This is a genomic window from Pseudoclavibacter sp. 8L, assembly GCF_902506465.1.
Taxonomy (GTDB): domain Bacteria; phylum Actinomycetota; class Actinomycetes; order Actinomycetales; family Microbacteriaceae; genus Pseudoclavibacter.
In genome coordinates this window covers 791829-810547 of the sequence record NZ_LR733186.1, presented here as the reverse complement: position 1 = coordinate 810547, position 18719 = coordinate 791829, and the positions used below count along the sequence as shown (strand labels likewise).

16 protein-coding genes and 1 tRNA gene are annotated in these 18719 nt (G+C 68.5%); 15 read left to right on the top strand and 2 right to left on the bottom strand.

Annotated elements, in window-relative coordinates; all coding sequences use genetic code 11:
- Positions 1–324 precede the first annotated feature (324 nt).
- Positions 325–1797 carry an NADP-dependent phosphogluconate dehydrogenase gene (gene gndA, locus GV007_RS10610; protein ID WP_160072437.1) on the bottom strand — a complete coding sequence of 491 codons (1473 nt, stop codon included), beginning with the start codon at positions 1795–1797 and terminating at the stop codon, positions 325–327.
- A 212-nt stretch (positions 1798–2009) separates the two neighbouring features.
- Here gndA and GV007_RS10605 point away from each other — a divergent pair, with 212 nt between their 5' ends.
- From GV007_RS10605 to GV007_RS19205, 6 genes are all read left to right on the top strand, one after another.
- The gene (locus GV007_RS10605) at positions 2010–2843 is read left to right on the top strand and encodes a hypothetical protein (RefSeq protein ID WP_160072435.1); all 834 of its coding nucleotides are present in this window, start codon (positions 2010–2012) and stop codon (positions 2841–2843) included.
- Between the two features lie 175 nt (positions 2844–3018).
- Positions 3019–3618 carry a 50S ribosomal protein L25/general stress protein Ctc gene (locus tag GV007_RS10600; RefSeq protein WP_160072433.1) on the top strand — a complete coding sequence of 200 codons (600 nt, stop codon included), beginning with the start codon at positions 3019–3021 and terminating at the stop codon, positions 3616–3618.
- Between the two features lie 131 nt (positions 3619–3749).
- A complete protein-coding gene (pth, locus tag GV007_RS10595) occupies positions 3750–4343 on the top strand; it encodes an aminoacyl-tRNA hydrolase (RefSeq protein ID WP_160072431.1) in 594 nt (197 codons plus the stop codon).
- Positions 4340–4777, top strand: a complete 438-nt coding sequence (gene dtd, locus GV007_RS10590; RefSeq protein WP_160072429.1) for a D-aminoacyl-tRNA deacylase — start codon at positions 4340–4342, stop codon at positions 4775–4777. Before pth ends, dtd begins: the two co-directional genes overlap by 4 nt.
- A gap of 72 nt (positions 4778–4849) precedes the next feature.
- Positions 4850–8464: a transcription-repair coupling factor gene (gene mfd, locus GV007_RS10585; RefSeq protein WP_442960379.1), complete on the top strand. Its 3615-nt coding sequence runs from the start codon at positions 4850–4852 to the stop codon at positions 8462–8464.
- Between the two features lie 2 nt (positions 8465–8466).
- Positions 8467–9267: a MazG nucleotide pyrophosphohydrolase domain-containing protein gene (locus GV007_RS19205; RefSeq protein ID WP_236558461.1), complete on the top strand. Its 801-nt coding sequence runs from the start codon at positions 8467–8469 to the stop codon at positions 9265–9267.
- Between the two features lie 135 nt (positions 9268–9402).
- Here the strand turns inward: GV007_RS19205 and GV007_RS10575 are convergent, their stop codons facing one another.
- Positions 9403–10653, bottom strand: a complete 1251-nt coding sequence (locus GV007_RS10575) for a winged helix-turn-helix domain-containing protein (protein ID WP_160072427.1) — start codon at positions 10651–10653, stop codon at positions 9403–9405.
- Positions 10654–10678: 25 nt separating this feature from the next.
- Here GV007_RS10575 and hisS point away from each other — a divergent pair, with 25 nt between their 5' ends.
- The 9 genes from hisS (at position 10679) to GV007_RS10530 (ending at position 18688) form a co-directional block, all read left to right on the top strand.
- On the top strand, positions 10679–11995 hold the full coding sequence (gene hisS / locus GV007_RS10570; RefSeq protein ID WP_160072425.1) for a histidine--tRNA ligase: 1317 nt from the start codon (positions 10679–10681) through the stop codon (positions 11993–11995).
- A gap of 120 nt (positions 11996–12115) precedes the next feature.
- Positions 12116–12703, top strand: a complete 588-nt coding sequence (locus tag GV007_RS10565) for a hypothetical protein (RefSeq protein ID WP_160072423.1) — start codon at positions 12116–12118, stop codon at positions 12701–12703.
- A gap of 104 nt (positions 12704–12807) precedes the next feature.
- On the top strand, positions 12808–14088 hold the full coding sequence (eno, locus tag GV007_RS10560) for a phosphopyruvate hydratase (RefSeq protein WP_104241653.1): 1281 nt from the start codon (positions 12808–12810) through the stop codon (positions 14086–14088).
- Positions 14089–14207: 119 nt separating this feature from the next.
- Positions 14208–14894 (top strand): FtsB family cell division protein, encoded by a 687-nt coding sequence (locus tag GV007_RS10555; protein WP_160072421.1) that lies wholly within the window; start codon positions 14208–14210, stop codon positions 14892–14894.
- 70 nt (positions 14895–14964) lie between these two features.
- Entirely contained in the window at positions 14965–15495 is a 531-nt protein-coding gene (locus GV007_RS10550; RefSeq protein ID WP_228496610.1) for a DUF501 domain-containing protein, read from the top strand.
- 51 nt (positions 15496–15546) lie between these two features.
- Positions 15547–17073: an FAD-dependent oxidoreductase gene (locus GV007_RS10545; RefSeq protein ID WP_160072419.1), complete on the top strand. Its 1527-nt coding sequence runs from the start codon at positions 15547–15549 to the stop codon at positions 17071–17073.
- Between the two features lie 52 nt (positions 17074–17125).
- Positions 17126–17203, top strand: a tRNA-Leu gene (locus GV007_RS10540).
- Between the two features lie 47 nt (positions 17204–17250).
- Positions 17251–17823 (top strand): GNAT family N-acetyltransferase, encoded by a 573-nt coding sequence (locus GV007_RS10535; protein ID WP_160072417.1) that lies wholly within the window; start codon positions 17251–17253, stop codon positions 17821–17823.
- Between the two features lie 49 nt (positions 17824–17872).
- Positions 17873–18688, top strand: coding sequence for a shikimate 5-dehydrogenase (locus GV007_RS10530; RefSeq protein WP_160072415.1), 816 nt, complete (start codon positions 17873–17875; stop codon positions 18686–18688).
- Positions 18689–18719 lie beyond the last annotated feature (31 nt).

Genomic DNA, 18719 nt, shown 5'->3' with positions numbered 1-18719 from the left:
AGCCTGGCGCATCCGGCCCCGGCCGCAGGAGTTGGCGAGATGCACGCTCACGCCGTTGTGAGGGTGCGTCTCGCTGACGTCTGCGGCTCCGGATGCGGTGGCACGGCGGGGCGGAGAGGGGGAGCCGGAGGTGGGAGCAGAGCAGAGCAGGCCGGCGCAGAGCAGGCCAGAGCAGAGCGCAGAGCGGGTGAGAGCCCGGCAGCGCAGAGCAGTCACCCAGCGGGGGAGCTCCACGCCTCGCCGCGCACGTGAAAGGCCCCGGCCCTCAGGCGGCTGCCTGAAGGCCGGGGCCTCGCGCGTTGCTTCTGCGGCTCGCTGAGCTCGCTACGCGTTGTGCTCGGTGCGGTCGCCGGACCAGTCGGTGTGGAAAACACCGTCGCGGTCGACGCGCTTGTAGGTGTGGGCGCCGAAGAAGTCGCGCTGCCCCTGGATGAGGGCGGCGGGGAGGCGCTCGGCGCGCAGCCCGTCGTAGTAGGACAGCGACGAGGAGAACGCGGGGGCGGGGATGCCGGCCTGCGCTGCCTGCACGACGACGCGGCGCCATGCTGCCTGCGCGGTGTCGACGGCCTCGCGGAAGAACGGTGCGGTGACGAGGGCGACGAGCTCGGGGTTCTCGGCGTAGGCCTCGGTGATGCGGTTCAGGAAGCGGGCCCGGATGATGCAGCCTGCACGCCAGATCGCGGCGATGTCGCCCTTCTTGATGTCCCAGCCGTACTGCTCGGCGCCGGCGATGATGGCGTCGAAGCCCTGCGAGTAGGCGATGATCTTGGACGCGTAGAGCGCGAGGCGCACGTCCTCGACGAAGCCGTCGGCGTCTTCGACCTGGAAGCCGTCGGGGCCGGGGAGGGTGCGGGATGCGGCGCGCTGCTCGAGCTTGGAGGACACTGAGCGGGCGAACACGGCTTCGGCGATGCCGGAGACGGGCACGCCGAGGTCGAGGGCGGTCTGTACTGTCCAGGCGCCGGTGCCCTTGGCGCCGGCGGCGTCGAGGATGACATCCACGAGCGGGAGCTGCGTGTCGGCGTCGACCTGGCGGAGCACCTCTGCGGTGATCTCGATGAGGTACGACTCGAGCTCGCCCTTGTTCCACTCGGCGAAGATCTCCGCGATCTCGGCGGGGGACTTGCCGGTGCCGCGGCGGATGAGGTCGTAGGCCTCGGCGATGAGCTGCATGTCGGCGTACTCGATGCCGTTGTGGATCATCTTCACGAAGTGGCCGGCGCCGTCGGTGCCGACGTGGGTGACGCAGGGCTCGCCCTCGGCGACCGCGGCGATGGTGCGCAGGATCGGGCCGAGGGTCTCGTACGACTCGACGGTGCCGCCCGGCATGAGGGAGGGGCCGTTGAGGGCGCCCTCTTCGCCGCCGGAGATGCCGCAGCCCACAAAGTGGATGCCCGTCTCGCGCACGGCTGCCTCGCGGCGGCGGGTGTCGGTGAAGAGGGCGTTGCCGCCATCCACGATGATGTCGCCCGGCTCGAACGCTTCGACGAGCTGGTTGATGACGGCATCGGTGCCGGCGCCTGCCTGCACCATGATGATCGCGGTGCGGGGCTTCTGGAGTGACGCTGCGAAGTCGGCGACCGACTCGGAGGGCACGAACCCGGCCTCTGGATGCTCCGCGACGAGCGTGCGGGTGCGCTCTGGCGAGCGGTTGTACACGGCGACGGTGTTGCCCTCGCGGCTCGCGAGGTTGCGGGCGAGGTTGGAGCCCATGACGGCCATGCCGACGACGCCGATGTTCGCGCTTGGGGACGAGCCGGTTTCCGAGGAGATCGAGGGGGCAGCGTCAGTGGTCATAGATGCGTCTCTTTCAAAGTGGATGCGAGCTCCCGTCAGGGCGATGCACGGGACACTCCACGGTATTGCACGACGGGCAGTCGTACCCTGACTTGTGGCACGAGCGAGGCAACCATTTCCGAACATGACGAAACGGCGCCGGATTCGGCACACAGCCAGGACGATAGCTGGCTGCATGCGTGACCGCGAGCACCAAGACAGGAGACACTCCAGTGGCTGACCATGACGCCCGCACGAGAGCCTATGATTTCGGGCGCCCAGACGATGACGGCGACGCCATCACCGATGAGCAGCCCACGACGGCGATGCCGCGGACTCGCGCGACGCCGTCCACCTCTCGGGCGTCGTCATCCAGCCTGTACGAGGGAAGCGACGAGTCGACCCGCGTCATCCCGCAGCAGGCACCGCCGCCGGCTCCGGTGTCCGCGCCCGCGGCACCTGGTCGTCCGGCCGCGGCGGCTCGGCCGCCGCGAGCTGGTCAGCAGTCGGGTCTCGCGGATGCGCGTGGCAGCGAGGGCCGAAGCGGACGCGCCCGCGAGTCGGCGAGCCCGAGCGTGTGGGCACGCATCGGCTCGGTCTTTCTTGCCGTCCCGCTCTACGCGATCTGCGTGGTCGCGTTCAGCGCCATCCCCGTGCTGATCATCGTCTCGGGCGTCTCGTCGTCGGCGGGCAGCTTCCTCGGCGACGGTGTGGGTGTCTCGCCGGTGTGGACGATGCTCGTCACGATGCTCGCGGCCGTCGGCTTCTTCCTCATGGCGCTCACGATGCGGCTCTCCGGTACGGGCTCGGTCGTCTCCGGGGCGCTGTCGGTGCTCGCGGGACTCGGCTGCTTCCTGCTGCACGCGCAGATCACGGCCGCGCTCGTCGCTGCTCCCCTCTGGCAGGAGGAGCTCTCGACATTCCAGCTGTTCGCGGGTCCGGCATCCGGCATGGCGGTCTCGCTGCTCGCCGCCGAGCTCGTCGTCTTCGGGTTCGCGATGCTGGGCGCTGGTGCGGCTGTCAGCAGCGCCAGGCGCCACGGCTGGCGCAAGGCCGTCGGCTTCTAGCAGCTCGATCCGGCGGTTTCGAGGAACGGCACCACGCGGCGCCCGTCATGGCGTAAAGTGGGGGGCTGAACTTCGGCGAGGGGCCGTAAGGCCCGTGATCGACGCGGTGATGTGTCCTTGAATGGGCCTCCACACGCTTCCTCAGTCTGTCGAGAACCACCATCAAGGAGACAACATGGCAGAGACCAACAAGCTCAGTGTCGAACTGCGCGAATCGTTCGGCAAGGGTGCAGCACGCAAGATCCGTGCTGCCGGCAAGATCCCCGCGGTCCTCTACGGCCACGGCACCGACCCCCGCCACCTGACCCTCCCGGGTCACGAGACGATGCTGCTCATCCGCAAGGCGAACGCCCTCATCGAGCTCGACATCGAGGGTGACACGCAGCTCGCGCTCGTCCGCGACGTCCAGCGCGACCCGGTGCGCCAGATCATCGAGCACCTCGACCTCGCGGTCATCCGCAAGGGCGAGCGCGTCGAGGTCGACGTGCCGCTGCACCTCATCGGCGAGCCCTTCCCGGGCACGATCGCCGTCCAGGACGCGACGACGATCCTCGTCGCCGCAGACGCGACGGCCATCCCGAGCTTCATCGAGGTCTCGGTCGAGGGCCTCGAGGATGGCACGCTCATCCACCGCGAAGACCTCAAGCTCCCCGAGGGCACCGTTCTCGTCGAGCTCGCTGAGGACGCCGAAGAGGTCGCTCTCGTCTCGATCCAGACGCCTCGTGGCGAGGACGAGGACGAGGACGCCGAGGAAGAAGCAGCCGCGGCCGAGTAGTTCCTCGTCTGGCGTCGTTGACTCGACGTATCTTCGGAAGGCGGGTGGCTTCGGCTGCCCGCCTTTCGCGTTCCATCATCCGTGGACGAGCCGCCGCCCGCCGCGTCCCCTCTCATGAAAGGCTTTGCAGCATGGCAGCAGACACCTGGCTCGTCGTCGGACTCGGCAATCCCGGCGAGAAGTACGCGAAGAACCGTCACAACGTCGGGCAGTTCGTCGTGGATGAGCTCGCGAAGCGCATCGGGGCCAACTTCTCGCGGCACACCAAGGCGAACGCTCGCGTGGCGGAGGGGCGCACGGCTCCCGGCGGCCCGAAGCTCGTGCTGGCGAAGTCGAACGGCTACATGAACACCTCGGGCGGCCCCGTCTCGCAGCTCGTCGACTACTACGGGGTCGACGTCGACCACGTCGTCGTCGTGCACGACGAGCTCGATCTGCCCTTCGACACGTTGAAGCTCAAGGTCGGCGGCGGTCACGGCGGCCACAACGGTCTGCGCGACATCAGCGCGGCGCTGGGCGATCCCGGGTACCTGCGAGTGCGCGTCGGCATCGGGCGCCCGCCTGGGCGTCAGGACGCTGCGGACTTCGTGCTGAAGGACTTCGCCGGCAGCGAGCGGGACGTGCTCCCGGTCCTCGTCGGCGACGCGGCAGACGCGGTCGAGCTCATCGCGCTCGAGGGCATGCAGGCCGCGCAGCTTCGAGTGCACACGGCAGCTGGCGCGTGAAGCTCGTCGTCCAGCGGGTCACCGAGGCGAGCGTCACGGTCGGCGATCGCACGGTCGGCCGCATCGACGAAGCTGGGCTCCTCGTCCTCGTCGGCGTGACGCACGCGGATACCGAGGCGGATGCGGCCAAGCTCGCCCGCAAGCTGCTCGGGCTGCGCATCCTGAACGACGAGAAGTCCGTCGTCGACACCGGCTCGCCGCTGCTCGTCGTCAGCCAGTTCACGCTGTACGGGGATGCGCGCAAGGGGCGGCGCCCGTCCTGGTCGCTCGCGAGCGGTCGGGAGCACTCAGAGCCGCTGGTCGAGGCCTTCGTCTCGGACCTCCGCGCCGGTGGAGTGCGCGTGGAGACCGGCGAGTTCGGCGCGATGATGAAGGTCGCGAGCGTCAACGACGGACCGTTCACCGTGCTGCTCGAGTCCGCTGAACTCGCCTAGCTCGCTCTCAGCGCAGAAGAGAGCCCGGGGACTGTAGGAAGTATCTTCCCCTCGGCGCGTACAATTCCCCGAGTGACTCTGCACGGCTTCGTACGCTCCATCCAGTCCACCCCTTCCTTCGAGCGCGCCATGGGGCGCGCCGGTCGCGACACCGACTTCTCGCTCGTCGATGGGGCGAGGGCCCCGCTGATCGCGAACCTCCTCTCCGCGCGCCAGGCCGAGCTCGGTGCCGCCCCGATGCTGTTCGTGCTCACCGCGACGAGCCGTGAGACCGAGCAGTTCGGCGCCGACCTGCAGACGTTCGTGCCGGATGCGCACATCGCGGAGTTCCCGGCATGGGAGACGCTCCCGCACGAGCGGCTGAGCCCGTCCGTCGAGACCACCGGCCGCCGACTTCGTGCCATGCGCGAGCTCACCGACTGGAAGGCGGGGGAGCGCGCTGCGCCGTTCGTGCTGCTCGCCTCCGTGCGCGCCGCCCTCCAGCCGCTCCTGCCCGGCCTCGATGCGGCCACGACCATCCGCCTCGAGCGCGGCTCTCGCGGCAACGACCTCTCGAGCCTCGCCCTGCAGCTCGTCGACCTCGCCTACTCGCGCGTCGACATGGTCACGCGACGAGGTGAGTTCGCCGTCCGCGGCGGAATCCTCGACGTGTTCCCACCGGATGCGTCGCACGCTCTCCGCATCGACTTCTTCGGCGACGAGGTCGACGAGATCCGCGTGTTCTCGGTCGCGGATCAGCGCTCGCTCGAGTCCGAGGTCACCGAGGCCCTCATCACCCCGGCCCGCGAGCTGCTGCTCACCGAGAGCGTGCGCCAGCGCGCACGCGAGATGCAGCACGAGTTCCCGAACCTGCAGCAGATGCTCGCGAAGATCGCCGAGGGCATCCCCTCCGAGGGCATGGAATCGCTCGCCCCGGCGCTCGTGAGCGAGCTCGTCCCGATCACCAGCTACCTGCCGGAGGACGCCGCCATGGCGGTGCTCTCGCCTGAGCGTGTCGCAACGCGCGCCGTGCACCTCTCGGAGACGAACCACGAGTTCCTCGAGGCCGCCTGGAGTGCCGCGACCGCCGGCGCGGATGCCCCCATCGACCTCAGCTCCGGCGACTTCCTCAGCGTCTCCGGCCTCCGCGACGCTCGCGGTGCCCGACCGTGGTGGTCGCTCTCGCCGTTCCAGTCGCTGGAGATCCCAGAGGAGCAGCTCGACGCGAGCGAAATCCTCGCCGTGAAGATCGAGGGCGACGCGGTGCCCAGCTTCGCCGGCAACGCCGACGGCGCGATCGAGCACGTCTCGGCGCTCCTCAAGGAGGGCTGGCGTGTCGTCGTCACGAGCCAGGGGCCCGGCCTCGTGGAGCGTGCCAGCCAGCTGCTCTCCGAGCATGGCGATGCCGCGAGGCTCGTCGACGAGCTGCCCGACGAGCTCGAGACCGGCGTCGCCTACCTCACCCAGTCACCCGTCTCCACGGGCGTTCAGGTGCCCGGCCAGAAGCTCGCGCTCGTCACCGAGACCGACTTCTTCGGACGAGCCGTCGGATACGACTCGCGCCAGCCGAAGAAGCTCGCCAGACGACGCGCCAACTCAGTCGTCGACCCGCTGCAGCTGAAAGCCGGCGACTTCGTCGTGCACGAGACGCACGGCATCGGCAAGTTCATCGAGCTGCGCCAGCGTGAGGTCCAGGCGGGCGGCAGGAACGCCCCCAAGACCGTGCGCGAGTACCTCCTCATCGAGTACGCACCGTCCAAACGCGGCCAGCCCGGCGACAAGCTGTTCATCCCGACCGAGCAGCTCGACCAGCTCACGAAGTACGTCGGCGGCGAGGCGCCCGCCCTCTCGAAGATGGGCGGCTCCGACTGGTCGGCCGCGAAGGGCAAGGCCCGCAAGGCCGTGCGCGACATCGCCGTGGAGCTCGTGAAGCTCTACAGCACCCGCATGGCCTCGAAGGGGTACGCGTTCGGGCCCGACACGCCCTGGCAGCACGAGCTCGAGGAGGCGTTCCCGTTCGTGGAGACGCCCGACCAGCTGCAGACCGTCGACGAGATCAAGCGCGACATGGAGCGACCCATCCCCATGGACCGCCTCGTCTCGGGCGACGTGGGCTTCGGCAAGACCGAGGTCGCCGTGCGTGCCGCGTTCAAGGCGGTGCAGGACGGCAAGCAGGTCGTCATCCTCGTGCCGACGACGCTGCTCGTCCGTCAGCACCACGAGACCTTCTCCGAGCGGATGGCGGGTTTCCCCGTCACCATCAAGCCGCTCAGCCGGTTCCAGTCGAAGAAGGAGTCGGAGGAGACGATCCGAGGGCTCGCCGACGGCTCCGTCGACATCGTCATCGGAACGCATCGCCTCCTCACCGACACCATCGCGTACAAGGACGTCGGCCTCATCGTCATCGATGAGGAGCAGCGGTTCGGCGTCGAGCACAAGGACGCCCTCAAGAAGCTCAAGGCCAACGTCGACATCCTCGCAATGAGTGCGACCCCCATCCCTCGAACGCTCGAGATGGCGGTCACGGGGATCCGCGAGATGTCGACCCTCGCGACCCCGCCGGAAGACCGGCACCCGATCCTCACGTTCGTGGGCGCCAAGTCCGAGCGCCAGGTCGCCGCCGCGATCCGCCGCGAGCTGCTGCGCGAGGGGCAGGTGTTCTACGTGCACAACCGCACCGCATCCATCAACCGGGTGGCGGCGGAGATCGCCGAGCTTGTGCCGGAAGCGCGGGTTGCTGTCGCGCACGGCAAGCTCAGCGAAGCGCGACTCGAGCAGATCATCGTCGACTTCTGGGAACGCAAGTTCGACGTGCTCGTCTCGACCACCATCGTCGAGACCGGCCTCGACATCGCCAACGCGAACACGCTCATCATCGACGACGCCGAGCGCTACGGGCTCAGCCAGCTGCACCAGCTGCGCGGACGTGTGGGTCGCGGACGCGAGCGCGCCTACGCCTACCTGCTGTACGACGGAACGCGCCCCCTCACGGAGACCGCGACCGACCGCCTCGAGACGATCGCGGCTAACAACGAGCTCGGCTCCGGCATGCAGGTGGCCCTCAAGGACCTCGAGATCCGTGGCGCGGGAAACCTGCTCGGCGGCGAGCAGTCCGGCCACATCGCCGGCGTCGGCTTCGATCTGTACCTGCGCATGATCGGCGAGGCCGTCAACACCTTCCGCGGCGAGGTCGCGGAGGGGCAGACCGAGCTGCGGCTCGAGATCCCCGTGGATGCCCGCGTGCCCGAGGACTACGTCGCGAGCGAGCGACTGCGCCTCGAGGCCTACCAGAAGCTCTCGAGCGCCTCGAGCCCCAACGCGAAGCCGGGCCAGATCGGGCTCGTCCTCGAGGAGCTGCAGGACCGTTACGGCGAGCCGCCCATCGAGGTGCAGCGCCTCATCGAGGTCTCGAAGCTGCGCCGCCTCGCCGTGAAGGCTGGCCTCGGCGAGCTCGTCGTGTTCGGCAAGACGCTGCGCATCGGACCCGCCGAGCTGAGCGACTCCAAGCAGATGCGCCTGCGCCGCATGTACCCGGGATCGAAGATCGTCGACGCCACGAACTCGCTCGCGATCCCCATCCTCGAGGGCCGCGACGGCAATCCGCCGAGCGACGAGGAGATGCTCATCTGGGTGCGCAGCATCCTCAAGGCCATCTTCGAGGTGGAGGATGAGGTCGTCGAGGTTCCCAGTGACACGGAGGCCAAGTAATCGTGGGGGAGGCGAGCGATCGTCCTGAGCTGCTCCGGCTGCTCAGCGTCGTGGAGGCGTTCCGTGGAGACGCAGGATGCGCCTGGTACGAGGAGCAGACCCACGCAACGCTCGTGAAGTACCTCACGGAGGAGTCCGCGGAGCTCGTCGAGGCGCTCGAGAGCGACGACCCCACCGACATCCGCGAGGAGCTCGGCGACGTGCTCTTCCAGGTGCTCTTCCACTCGGACATCGCCGCCCAGCGGGCGCAGGGCGCCTTCACGCTCGAGGACGTCGCGCGCGAGCAGGCCGACAAGCTCGTGCGCCGCAACCCGCACGTCTTCGGGCCGACACCCACCCGCGACATCGACGAGATCATCCGCCTCTGGCAGGAGGCCAAGGCCGTCGAGAAGCGCGACCGCACGAGCGTGCTCGACGGCGTGCCCCGAGGGATGTCGGCGCTTGCGCTCTCGCAGAAGCTGCTCGGCAAGGAGCGCCAGGTCGGCGCGGCCGCTGTCTCAGCCGCCGCCTCGCCCAGCGATTCGGGATGGGCAAATCGCTTCGGGATGGAAAGCAAGCCATCCGAGAGCGAGGAAGCCATCCCGAATCCTGGGGTGGGGGAGGTCAGTGCAGAAATGGGCGCAGCCACAGGGGAGGCGGTTGACGAGGAACTGGCGCTGGGGCGAAGGCTACTCGCGCTCGTTCGAGACGCGGATGCACGGGGGCTCGACGCCGAGCGCGCGATGCGGCTCGCCAACCGCGAACTCGAGGCGCGCATCCGCTCGGCCGAAGCCGAAGCCGAAGCCGAAGCGCGAGACGCCTGAGCTGCTTGATCGCTGCCCGTTGAATGCCCCTCTGGGGCAAGGCTTGGAGGGCGAATCGCCGGGCAGCGTTCGACTAGGTGGGCAGGCCGGCAGCCAGCCAGCCAGACGGGCGGGCAGGCAGGCCGCGGCGTCGCGTCAGCGATTCGAGGTGAGCGCGCCACCAAGGCCGCGGGCGAGATTGCCGCGGTCGGCCACGACGATGTCGTCGAGGTGCTGCCAGGCGGCCGCGTCGCGCAGCAGCACGGCAGTGCGTTCGGCGATGTCGGCGGGTGCATCCGCCTCGCTCCATGCCGATTGCACGCGCAGGATGCGCGACTGCCGGTCGTTCTTCAGGTCGACGCGGCCAACCACCGCGTCGCCGAGCAGGATCGGCAGGGAGTAGTAGCCGTAGACGCGCTTCTCGGCGGGTGTGTAGATCTCGATGCGGTAGTGGAAGTCGTGCATCCGCTCGGCTCTCGGCCGGAACCAGACGACGGGGTCGAAGGGCGAGAGCAGCGCTGCCGCGTCCATCGCGCGTGGCCGCTTGGCGTCGCGATGCAGCCACGCCGTTCCCGGCTGGCCGTCCTTGCCCCACTCGGCGACTCGCACGGGTAGCACCTCGCCGGAGTCAGCGAGTTCCTCGAGCGCTGTCTTCGTGAGCGCCATCGGCACGCGGAAGTAGTCGGCCAGGTCGGCCGTGGTGCCGATGCCGTGGGCGGCGGCGGCCATGCCGGTGAGCGCACGGACCGCGTCGCGCGTGCTCACCTCGGCGCCGAGCACCTCGGGCGGCAGAACCTGCTCGGGCAGCGCGTAGCGCCGCTCGAAGCCCTTGCGGGGTGCTGATGCGAGCTCGCCCCAGCGGAAGAGGTGCTCGAGCACGATCTTGACGTCCGACCACTCCCACCAGGAGCCGCGCCGCTTGTTGGCCTCGTGCTCGAACTCGCTTGCCGCGAGCGGGCCTCGCTCGAGGAGTTCGGCACGCAGCCACGCGATCGTCGCCGCGTGGCCCTCGAGGAACTCTGCGTTCTTGCGGCGGTCCCGTTCCTCTTTGTCGCGCATCCGCCACCCGAAGAGCGGCAGTGACGAGACGGGGAGCAGCGCCGCCTCGTGGGCCCAATACTCCGTGAGGCGCGGTTGGCGACCGGACGCGAGACGGTCGAGCGCCGCCTTGTCGTAGCCGCCCAGTCGAGAGAAGACGGGCATGTAATGGCTGCGCTCCCACACGTTCACGGAGTCGATCTGCAGCAGGTGGATGCGCGAGAGCAGCGAGCCCAGCTGCCGCGTTCCGGCTTCGGTCGCGGCCTTCCGCCCGCCGAACCCCTGGGCCGCGAGCGCGATGCGTCTGGCCTGAGCCGCACCGATGAGGGGGAGCTGGTCGGTCACGCGGCGCCCCCGAATCCGTCGCATGCGATCATCCTGCGAGAATAGTGCAATGGCTTCTCAGATCACTCCGCCTCGTGGCATGCGCGATTTCCTTCCGGCAGACAAGCGCAGGCGTGAGCGCATCCTCGGGACGATCCGTGAGGTGTACACGAGGCACGGCTTCGATGAGATCGAGACGCCGGTCGTGGAGGACGCAGCGCGCCTGCACTCTGGGCTCGGCGGGGACAACGAGAAGCTGTCCTTCGCCGTCATGAAGCGTGCGCTCGACGGCGAGGCCCTTGCTGCTGCCGCCGAGGCCGGCGACCCCCTCGCGCTGAGCGACCTGGGCCTGCGCTTCGATCTGACGGTGCCGCTCGCGCGGTTCGTCGCCACGCACCGCGGAACCCTGCCTGGGGTGTTCCGCAGCCTGCAGATGGCGCCGGTCTGGCGCGCCGAGCGCCCGCAGAAGGGTCGCTACCGGCAGTTCGTGCAGTGCGATATCGACATCATCGGCGAGCCGGGTGCGCTCGCCGAGGTCGAGCTGCTGGTGGCATCCTCGGCCGCGCTCGTCGAGCTCGGCCTCGACAACTGCACTATCCGAGTCAACGACCGGCGCCTGCTCACCGCTCTGCTCGTGCACTGCGGATTCGCGGAGGCCGAGCACGGCGCCGCACTCATCACGATCGACAAGCTCGACAAGATCGGGCCAGAGGGAGTAGCCGCTGAGCTCGCGACGCTCAACGCCACGGCCGCGCTGCAGCTCGCGGCGGCGCTCGCCACGTGGGCGCCCCTGCTCGAGACCGGCATCCGTCTCGATCGCGCGACGGTCCTCACGAGCCTGCCCGGTGCGCTCCGGGAGGACCCGGCCGTCGTCGAGATCGTCGAGGGCATGGTCGAGATCGCGGATGCGGCCTTCGCGGCGGGCGCCTCCATCCGGCTCGTGTTCGACCCGAGCCTCGTGCGTGGCATGGGCTACTACACGGGCACGATCTTCGAGGCGGCGCACCCGGAGTCGGGCTCCTCGGTCGGTGGCGGCGGACGCTACGACGGCATGATCGGCCGTTTCCTCGGGCAGGATGTGCCGGCGTGCGGGTTCTCGATCGGCTTCGAGCGCATCGTCGACCTCGCGCAGCTGCCCGACTCGGGCGAGGAGCGTGCCGTGGCGCTGCTCTTCGACAAGCGGGCGTCCGTCGCCGATATCGCGAAGGTCAAGGGCGCGGTCGTGCGCTCCGGAGCGTCGCGCGTGCGCGTCGCCAAGAAACCCAAGAACGTGCGCGGCCTACTTGCCTCGCTCGCCGAGCAGGGGTTCACGCACGCGGCTCACGTGCGGGACGAGCACGTCGACGCGCCCGAGACGCTCAGCTTCGAAGCGCTCCAGGGCTCGTAGCCTGGCACCTCCGAACGAGGGGGAGCCTTGGAATCGAGCACTCGACAGGGGACGCCTGCCAGCAGAGTCCGCAGGCGGTGGCTCGCGTCCGTGGGCCTGGTGGCGGCAACGACAACGTCATTGAGCGGATGCTCACTGCTCGGTGAATGGGACGAACCCCTCGCCTACCAGGAAGTTGTGATCCCAGAGTCCGTTGCCGAGCCCGGCAGCCGATTCGAGTACCGGGAGACCGCGCTTCTGCCCCTGGAGGATGGTCGCAAGGTGGCGATCACCTTCTCGCAGCTGGCGACCGGCGGCCCGGAGAACTCGGGGCTCACCGAGATCGGGCCTGAATGGACGCACCCGGAATCTCTCAACTTCACAGTCGGCCTGCAGGGCGACGCCGAAGACGGTACGTCGGCACTCCCACCGGATCTCGTCGGGATTCTCGATGATGGCTCGGTTGCCCCGCGAGCGACGATGGACGAGGCACCTGACGCGATCCACTGCGGCGATGGCATGGGACCCCCGCAACAGGACGCAGCTGGCGATCAGCAACTCCGCTGCGCGATCTACCTGGTTCCCGCGGGGCGGTCCCTCGTCGAGGTCCGGTGGGGGCCAGCGGATGGGGATCCCGAGTATGCGGAGAACCCGGTCGTCTGGCGGGTTCCGAGCTTCGAGGAGCTGATGGCGGCGGAGACAGCCGAGCTGCCCTCGCCCACCTCGTGACGTCAGCGCGTCCGCTCCCTCCTCACGTTCCGCCGACCCCGATACACTGACGAAGGACCGCGTCTCTGGCGGTCCGTACGCTACTGATTCGCAAGGAGCATCCTGTGGCCCTTATTGACGTCGTCCACGCCCGCGAGATCCTCGATTCCCGAGGCAACCCAACCGTCGAGGTCGAGGTTCTGCTCGATGACGGATCGACCGGCCGCGCGGCTGTGCCGTCCGGCGCATCCACCGGCGCCTTCGAAGCCTTCGAGCTGCGCGACGGCGACGCCGACCGCTACCTCGGCAAGGGCGTCCAGAAGGCCGTCGAGGCCGTCATCGACGAGATCGACCCCGCCATCGAGTTCTTCGACGCCAGCGACCAGCGTCTCGTCGACGAGGAGCTCAAGGAGCTCGACGGCACCCCCAACAAGAAGCGCCTCGGCGCGAACGCCATCCTCGGTGTGAGCCTCGCAGTCGCGAAGGCAGCAGCCGACTCGGCTGGCCTCCCGCTCTTCCGCTACGTCGGCGGCCCCAACGCTCACGTGCTCCCCGTGCCGATGATGAACATCATCAACGGTGGCGCGCACGCTGACAACGGCATCGACGTGCAGGAGTTCATGATCCTCCCCATCGGTGCAGAGACCTTCAGCGAGGCGCTTCGCTGGGGCACCGAGGTGTACCACCAGCTCAAGAAGACCCTGCACTCCAAGGGCTACGCGACGGGCCTCGGCGACGAGGGCGGCTTCGCCCCCGACCTGCCCAACACGCGTGCGGCACTCGACCTCATCGTCGAGGCCATCGGCGCGACGAAGTACGAGCTCGGCACCGACATCGTGCTCGGCATGGATGTCGCCTCGAGCGAGTTCTTCAAGGACGGCAAGTACCACTTCGAGGGTGCTGAGGTCTCGGCTGAGGAGATGACGTCCTTCTACGAGAAGCTCGTCGCCGACTACCCGATCGTCACGATCGAGGACCCGCTGGACGAGGACGACTGGTCTGGCTACCAGGCTCTCACGGCCGCCATCGGCGCCAAGGTGCAGATCGTCGGCGACGACCTGTTCGTCACCAACCCGGAGCGCCTCCAGCGCGGCATCACGGAGGGCGCAGCGAACTCGCTCCTCGTGAAGGTCAACCAGATCGGCACGCTCACCGAGACGCTCGACGCTGTCTCGCTCGCGCAGCGCGCCGGCTACACGGCAATCCTGTCGCACCGTTCGGGCGAGACCGAGGATGCGACGATCGCGCACCTCGCGGTCGCCACGAACTCCGGCCAGATCAAGACCGGTGCGCCTGCCCGCACCGACCGCGTCGCCAAGTACAACGAGCTCCTCCGCATCGAGGAAGAGCTCGGCGACGCAGCCGTCTACGCAGGCCGCAGCGCCTTCCCCCGCCACAAGGCATAGGGGTCCGGGCCGGTCGGCGCGGCTTACCGTCGCGCTGATCGGCGCGACACACGAACGGGTCGGGGCAAGTCCCCGGCCCGTTCGGCATGATGGGAAGCCGACACGGGAGGGGGATGCGCATGGCGAAGTCGACGGGAAAGTCGAGCTCGAGTCGGAGCGGGGGAGCCGAGTCGAAAGCCACTCCGCGCGCTCCGTCGAGGCCGAATGCGAACTCGAGCGCGAAGTCGAACGGGAACGTGAAGCCGAAGGGCGGCACCCCAGCCAAGGGGGCGGCGAAGGGCTCTTCGAAGTCCACACCCTCGAAGTCCGCACCCTCGAAATCGAAGCCCCGCTCCAAGCCGTCGTCCTCGTCACCTCGCAAGCAGTCGTCGAGCGGGCCGTCGAAGCGCCGCCGCATTCCGACCGTGCGCCCGAACGGCGCGACCGTGCTCGTGGCACTCGTCGTGATCCTCGGTATCGCGGTGCTGGCACCGACCGCGCAGCGCTACATCGCGCAACGGCAGTATGTCGCCCAGCTGCAGGCCGAGCTCGTCGAGACGCAGCAGAGCGTGGATGAGATCGCCACGGAACGCGACAGGTGGAGCGACCCCGCGTACATCCAGTCGCAGGCCCGAGGGCGTCTCCTATTCGTCATGCCCGGCGACACGAGCTACCTTGTGCTCGACCCTCCCGTCACCAACAAGCAGCAGCAGAGCAACATCAGCACCGAGCTCCACGAGACGCAGGCCAGCTGGCTCGACAGCTTCGTCGAGTCGATGGTGACCGCCGGCACCGCGCCGGCACCCGCGCCCACCCCGGGCGACTAGCACCACGAAGCACATCGAACCCCGCGGATCGTCACTCCAGCGCATCCGCCCGCAGAACCGAAGGCGACCAATGCTCGAGTACTCAGTAGCCAGCGAACGCGACCTCGAGGTCATGGGGGAGCAGCTCGGCCGCCCCATGCGGGGTGTCGTCGGGATCGGCGCCCGGTGCGTCTGCGGCAACCCGACGGTCGTCGTCACGCGCCCACGGCTGCCAGACGGCACGCCGTTCCCCACGCTCTACTACCTGTCTCATCCCGCCGCGACCATCGCGATGTCGCAGATCGAGGCGGAGCAGATCATGCCGGAGATGCAGCAGCGGCTCAGCGACGACGAGGAGTTCCGTGCCGCCTACCTGGCCGCGCACGAGCGCTACCTCGCCGAACGCGAGTCGCTCGAGGTCGTCGAGGAGATCGCCGGTGTCACCGCCGGCGGAATGCCCACGCGCGTGAAGTGCCTCCACGCCCTGGCCGCCCATTCGCTGGTCGCGGGGCCCGGAGTGAACCCCGTCGGAGACTGGGCGCTCGAGCTGTCCACCTGGTCTCCGAAGCGCTGCGTGTGCGCGAACCCGGGCGATGCACTCGCCCGTGACGCGCAGGAGTAGACTTGACAAGGTTTTCCTCGCCCAACCATCGCATGCAGGGAGTACAAGTACGTGACTAAGATTCTCATCGTTGGCGGAGGCTACGCCGGCTTCTACACGGCGTGGCAGCTCGAGAAGCAGCTGAACCCGGGCGAAGCCCAGGTCACAGTCGTCGATCCGCTGCCGTACATGACGTACCAGCCATTCCTCCCAGAGGTCATCAGCGGCAACATCGAGCCGCGTCACGCAGTCGTCTCGCTGCGTCGCCACCTCAAGCGCTCGCGCGTCATCACGGCTGAGGTCACGAACATCGACCACGCCACGAAGACGGCGACCATCACGCCGCAGATCGGCGAGCCGTACACGGTCAACTACGACATCATCGTGGTCACCGCCGGCGCCGTCTCGCGCACCTTCCCGATCCCCGGCATCGCCGACAACGCCATCGGCGTGAAGACGGTCGAAGAGGCCACGTGGATCCGCGACACGATGATCGACAACTTCAACAAGGCGTCGACCATGGCCCCGGGCCCGGAGCGCACGCGCCTCCTCACGTTCGTCGTCGTCGGCGGTGGTTTCGCCGGCATCGAGTCGTTCGCCGAGATGCGCTCGCTCGCGACCGCGCTGCTCGAGGACTACCCGTCGCTGCAGTTCGACGACGTGCACTTCCACCTCATCGAGGCTGCCGGGCGCATCATGCCCGAGGTGTCGGAAGACACCGCACTGTGGGTCATCAAGAACCTTGCAGAGCGCGGCGCGACGGTGCACCTCAACACGCAGGTCACCTCTGCACTCGACGGCGTCGTCGAGACCTCGGCTGGCGACAAGTTCCCCACCGATGTCATCGTCTGGACTGCCGGCGTCATGGCAGCTCCGATCATCAAGAGCAACAGCGACCTCCCGGTCGACGAGCGCGGACGCCTCCGGGCACGCGCCGACCTCCGCGTCGAGGGCGACAACGGCATTGTCCAGGACGCCTGGGCAGCCGGCGACGTCTCGGCGGTCCCCGACCTCTCCGGTGGTGGAGTCGGCGGCTTCTGCGTGCCGAACGCCCAGCACGCGGTCCGTCAGGGCAAGCTCATGGCCTCCAACCTCGTGGCGACGCTCCGCGGCGGAACGCCGAAGGACTACTACCACGAGAACATGGGCGCGGTTGCCGGTCTCGGCATCGGCGTGGGCGCATTCCAGTCGGGCACCTTCGCCCTGACCGGCGTGCTGGCCTGGCTGGCTCACCGTGGCTACCACGACCTGGCGATCCCGACTGTCGAGCGCAAGATCCGCGTGCTCACGGGCTGGATCAACAACTTCGTGCTCGGCCGCGACTTCGTCTCGCTCAGCGCCCGCGAGACGCCTCGCGCCGGTTTCGAGCGCTTCGCTTCGCGTCCCCGCCCCGCAGCCCCCGAGGCCAAGGCGGATGCTCCGAAGAAGCTCCCCGCGTCGAGCGAGCACGGTGGCGACAAGGCTGCCGCCTCGACCGAGAAGCCTGCGGCTGACACCAGCGGCAAGACGGTGACCGAGAAGGTCGCCGCTGAAGCGGGATCGGCTGCTCCGAAGCCGGCTGCGCGCTCGGCCAAGGCGCCTGCTGGCGACAGCAAGTAGCTGACCTCGTCGGGGCCGTCACATCTTCGGATGCGGCGGCCCCGACGTGTACGCCCCACTAGCCCAATTGGCAGAGGCAGAAGACTTAAAATCTTTCCAGGTCAGGGTTCGAGTCCCTGGTGGGGCACCAAGAGACCACTCCGGCTCGCGTCGAGCTTCGCGTGGCACCATGCCGCCATGGTGATCGAGGTTCGAGCAGCGAAGCGATTCGCTGACGTGCAGACGATGGTCGGACCCAAGCGGCCGGATGCCAACGTGTGCTGGTGCCTGAGCTACCGCATCCCCTCGAAGGAGAACCTGTCACTCGTGGGCCCGGAGCGCGGCGAGCGAGTCAAGCGCCTCCTGCGGCAGAAGACGCCGCCTGGCGTGCTCGCCTACGAGGGCGACGAGGTTGTCGGCTGGGCCGCAGTGCATCCGCGGAGCGAGACGAGCTTCGCACGCAACCGCCGCATCCCTCACCTCGACGACCTGCCCGTCTGGTCGCTGTGGTGTGTTCGCGTTCGTCCCGGCTACCGGGGCCGAGGCATCTCCCACCAGCTCGTCGAAGGCGCCGTACAGCTCGCCAGAGACCACGATGCCCCCGTCGTCGAGGCCTACCCCGTCGACAACAGGGGCGAGAAGGTGGACCTCACGATGGCGTACGTCGGCACACGCGGCCTGTTCGAGAGGGCGGGCTTCGAGCAGGCAGCTGAGACCGACTCGGTGCTGAACGGCTTCCCTCGGGTGCTCATGCGACTCGACCTGCGTTGATGTCGCAGCTGCTGGGGCGCACTCGGCTCTCACCCGCGATACTGGCGGTATGCCGATTCTCAACAAGGACATGACCCTCTGCATCTCGCTCGCTGCGCGGCCGTCGAACCTGGGGACGCGGTTCCACAACTACCTCTACGAGGAGCTCGGTCTCAACTTCATCTACAAGGCCTTCACGACGGACGACATCGAGGGGGCGATCCGCGGTGTCAGGTCGCTCGGCATCCGCGGATGCTCGGTCTCGATGCCGTTCAAGGAAGCCGTTATCGCGCTCGTCGACGAGCTCGACCCTTCCGCGCTGGCTATCGAGTCGGTCAACACGATCGTGAATGACGGCGGTCGACTTGTCGCGTCGAACACCGACTACGAGGCCATCGCCGAGCTCATCGCGGAACACGACATCAGCTCGTCGCTGCCGGTTGTCGTGCGCGGCGCCGGTGGCATGGCGAAGGCGGTCGTCGCGGCGTTCAGAGACGCCGGCTTCGGCGACCTCACCGTCGTCGCCCGCAACGAGATCGCTGGCAGCGCCCTCGCTGAGAAGTACGGGTACTGGTGGCAGGACGTCGACCCCGAGCCAGGTGCCTTCGTGCTGGTCAACGTCACACCCCTGGGCATGACCGGGGAAGACGAGGCCGCGCTGTCATTCAGCGAGGAGCAGGTGGCCGCCGCTGCACTCGTGTTCGACGTCGTCGCCTTCCCGGCGGAGACCCCACTCATCAGGCTCGCACGAGCGCAGGGTGTTCCCGTGGTCACCGGCGCCGCTGTTGCCGCCCTGCAAGCGGCTCGGCAGTTCGAGAAGTACACGGGGGAGAACATCACCGCCGAGCAGGTCGAGCGCGCGGCCGCTTTCTCTCGCGAGCTCTAGGCCGCTCGACGTCACCGGAGTACCGCGGTCT

What these genes read in the sequence shown, in the direction of transcription:
- gndA (WP_160072437.1), bottom strand. Translation starts at nt 1,797, where the DNA reads ATGACCACTGACGCTGCCCCCTCGATCTCCTCGGAAACCGGCTCGTCC.
- GV007_RS10600 (WP_160072433.1), top strand. Translation starts at nt 3,019, where the DNA reads ATGGCAGAGACCAACAAGCTCAGTGTCGAACTGCGCGAATCGTTCGGC.
- pth (WP_160072431.1), top strand. Translation starts at nt 3,750, where the DNA reads ATGGCAGCAGACACCTGGCTCGTCGTCGGACTCGGCAATCCCGGCGAG.
- GV007_RS10575 (WP_160072427.1), bottom strand. Translation starts at nt 10,653, where the DNA reads ATGCGACGGATTCGGGGGCGCCGCGTGACCGACCAGCTCCCCCTCATC.
- hisS (WP_160072425.1), top strand. Translation starts at nt 10,679, where the DNA reads ATGGCTTCTCAGATCACTCCGCCTCGTGGCATGCGCGATTTCCTTCCG.
- GV007_RS10555 (WP_160072421.1), top strand. Translation starts at nt 14,208, where the DNA reads ATGGCGAAGTCGACGGGAAAGTCGAGCTCGAGTCGGAGCGGGGGAGCC.
- GV007_RS10550 (WP_228496610.1), top strand. Translation starts at nt 14,965, where the DNA reads ATGCTCGAGTACTCAGTAGCCAGCGAACGCGACCTCGAGGTCATGGGG.
- GV007_RS10535 (WP_160072417.1), top strand. Translation starts at nt 17,251, where the DNA reads ATGGTGATCGAGGTTCGAGCAGCGAAGCGATTCGCTGACGTGCAGACG.
- GV007_RS10530 (WP_160072415.1), top strand. Translation starts at nt 17,873, where the DNA reads ATGCCGATTCTCAACAAGGACATGACCCTCTGCATCTCGCTCGCTGCG.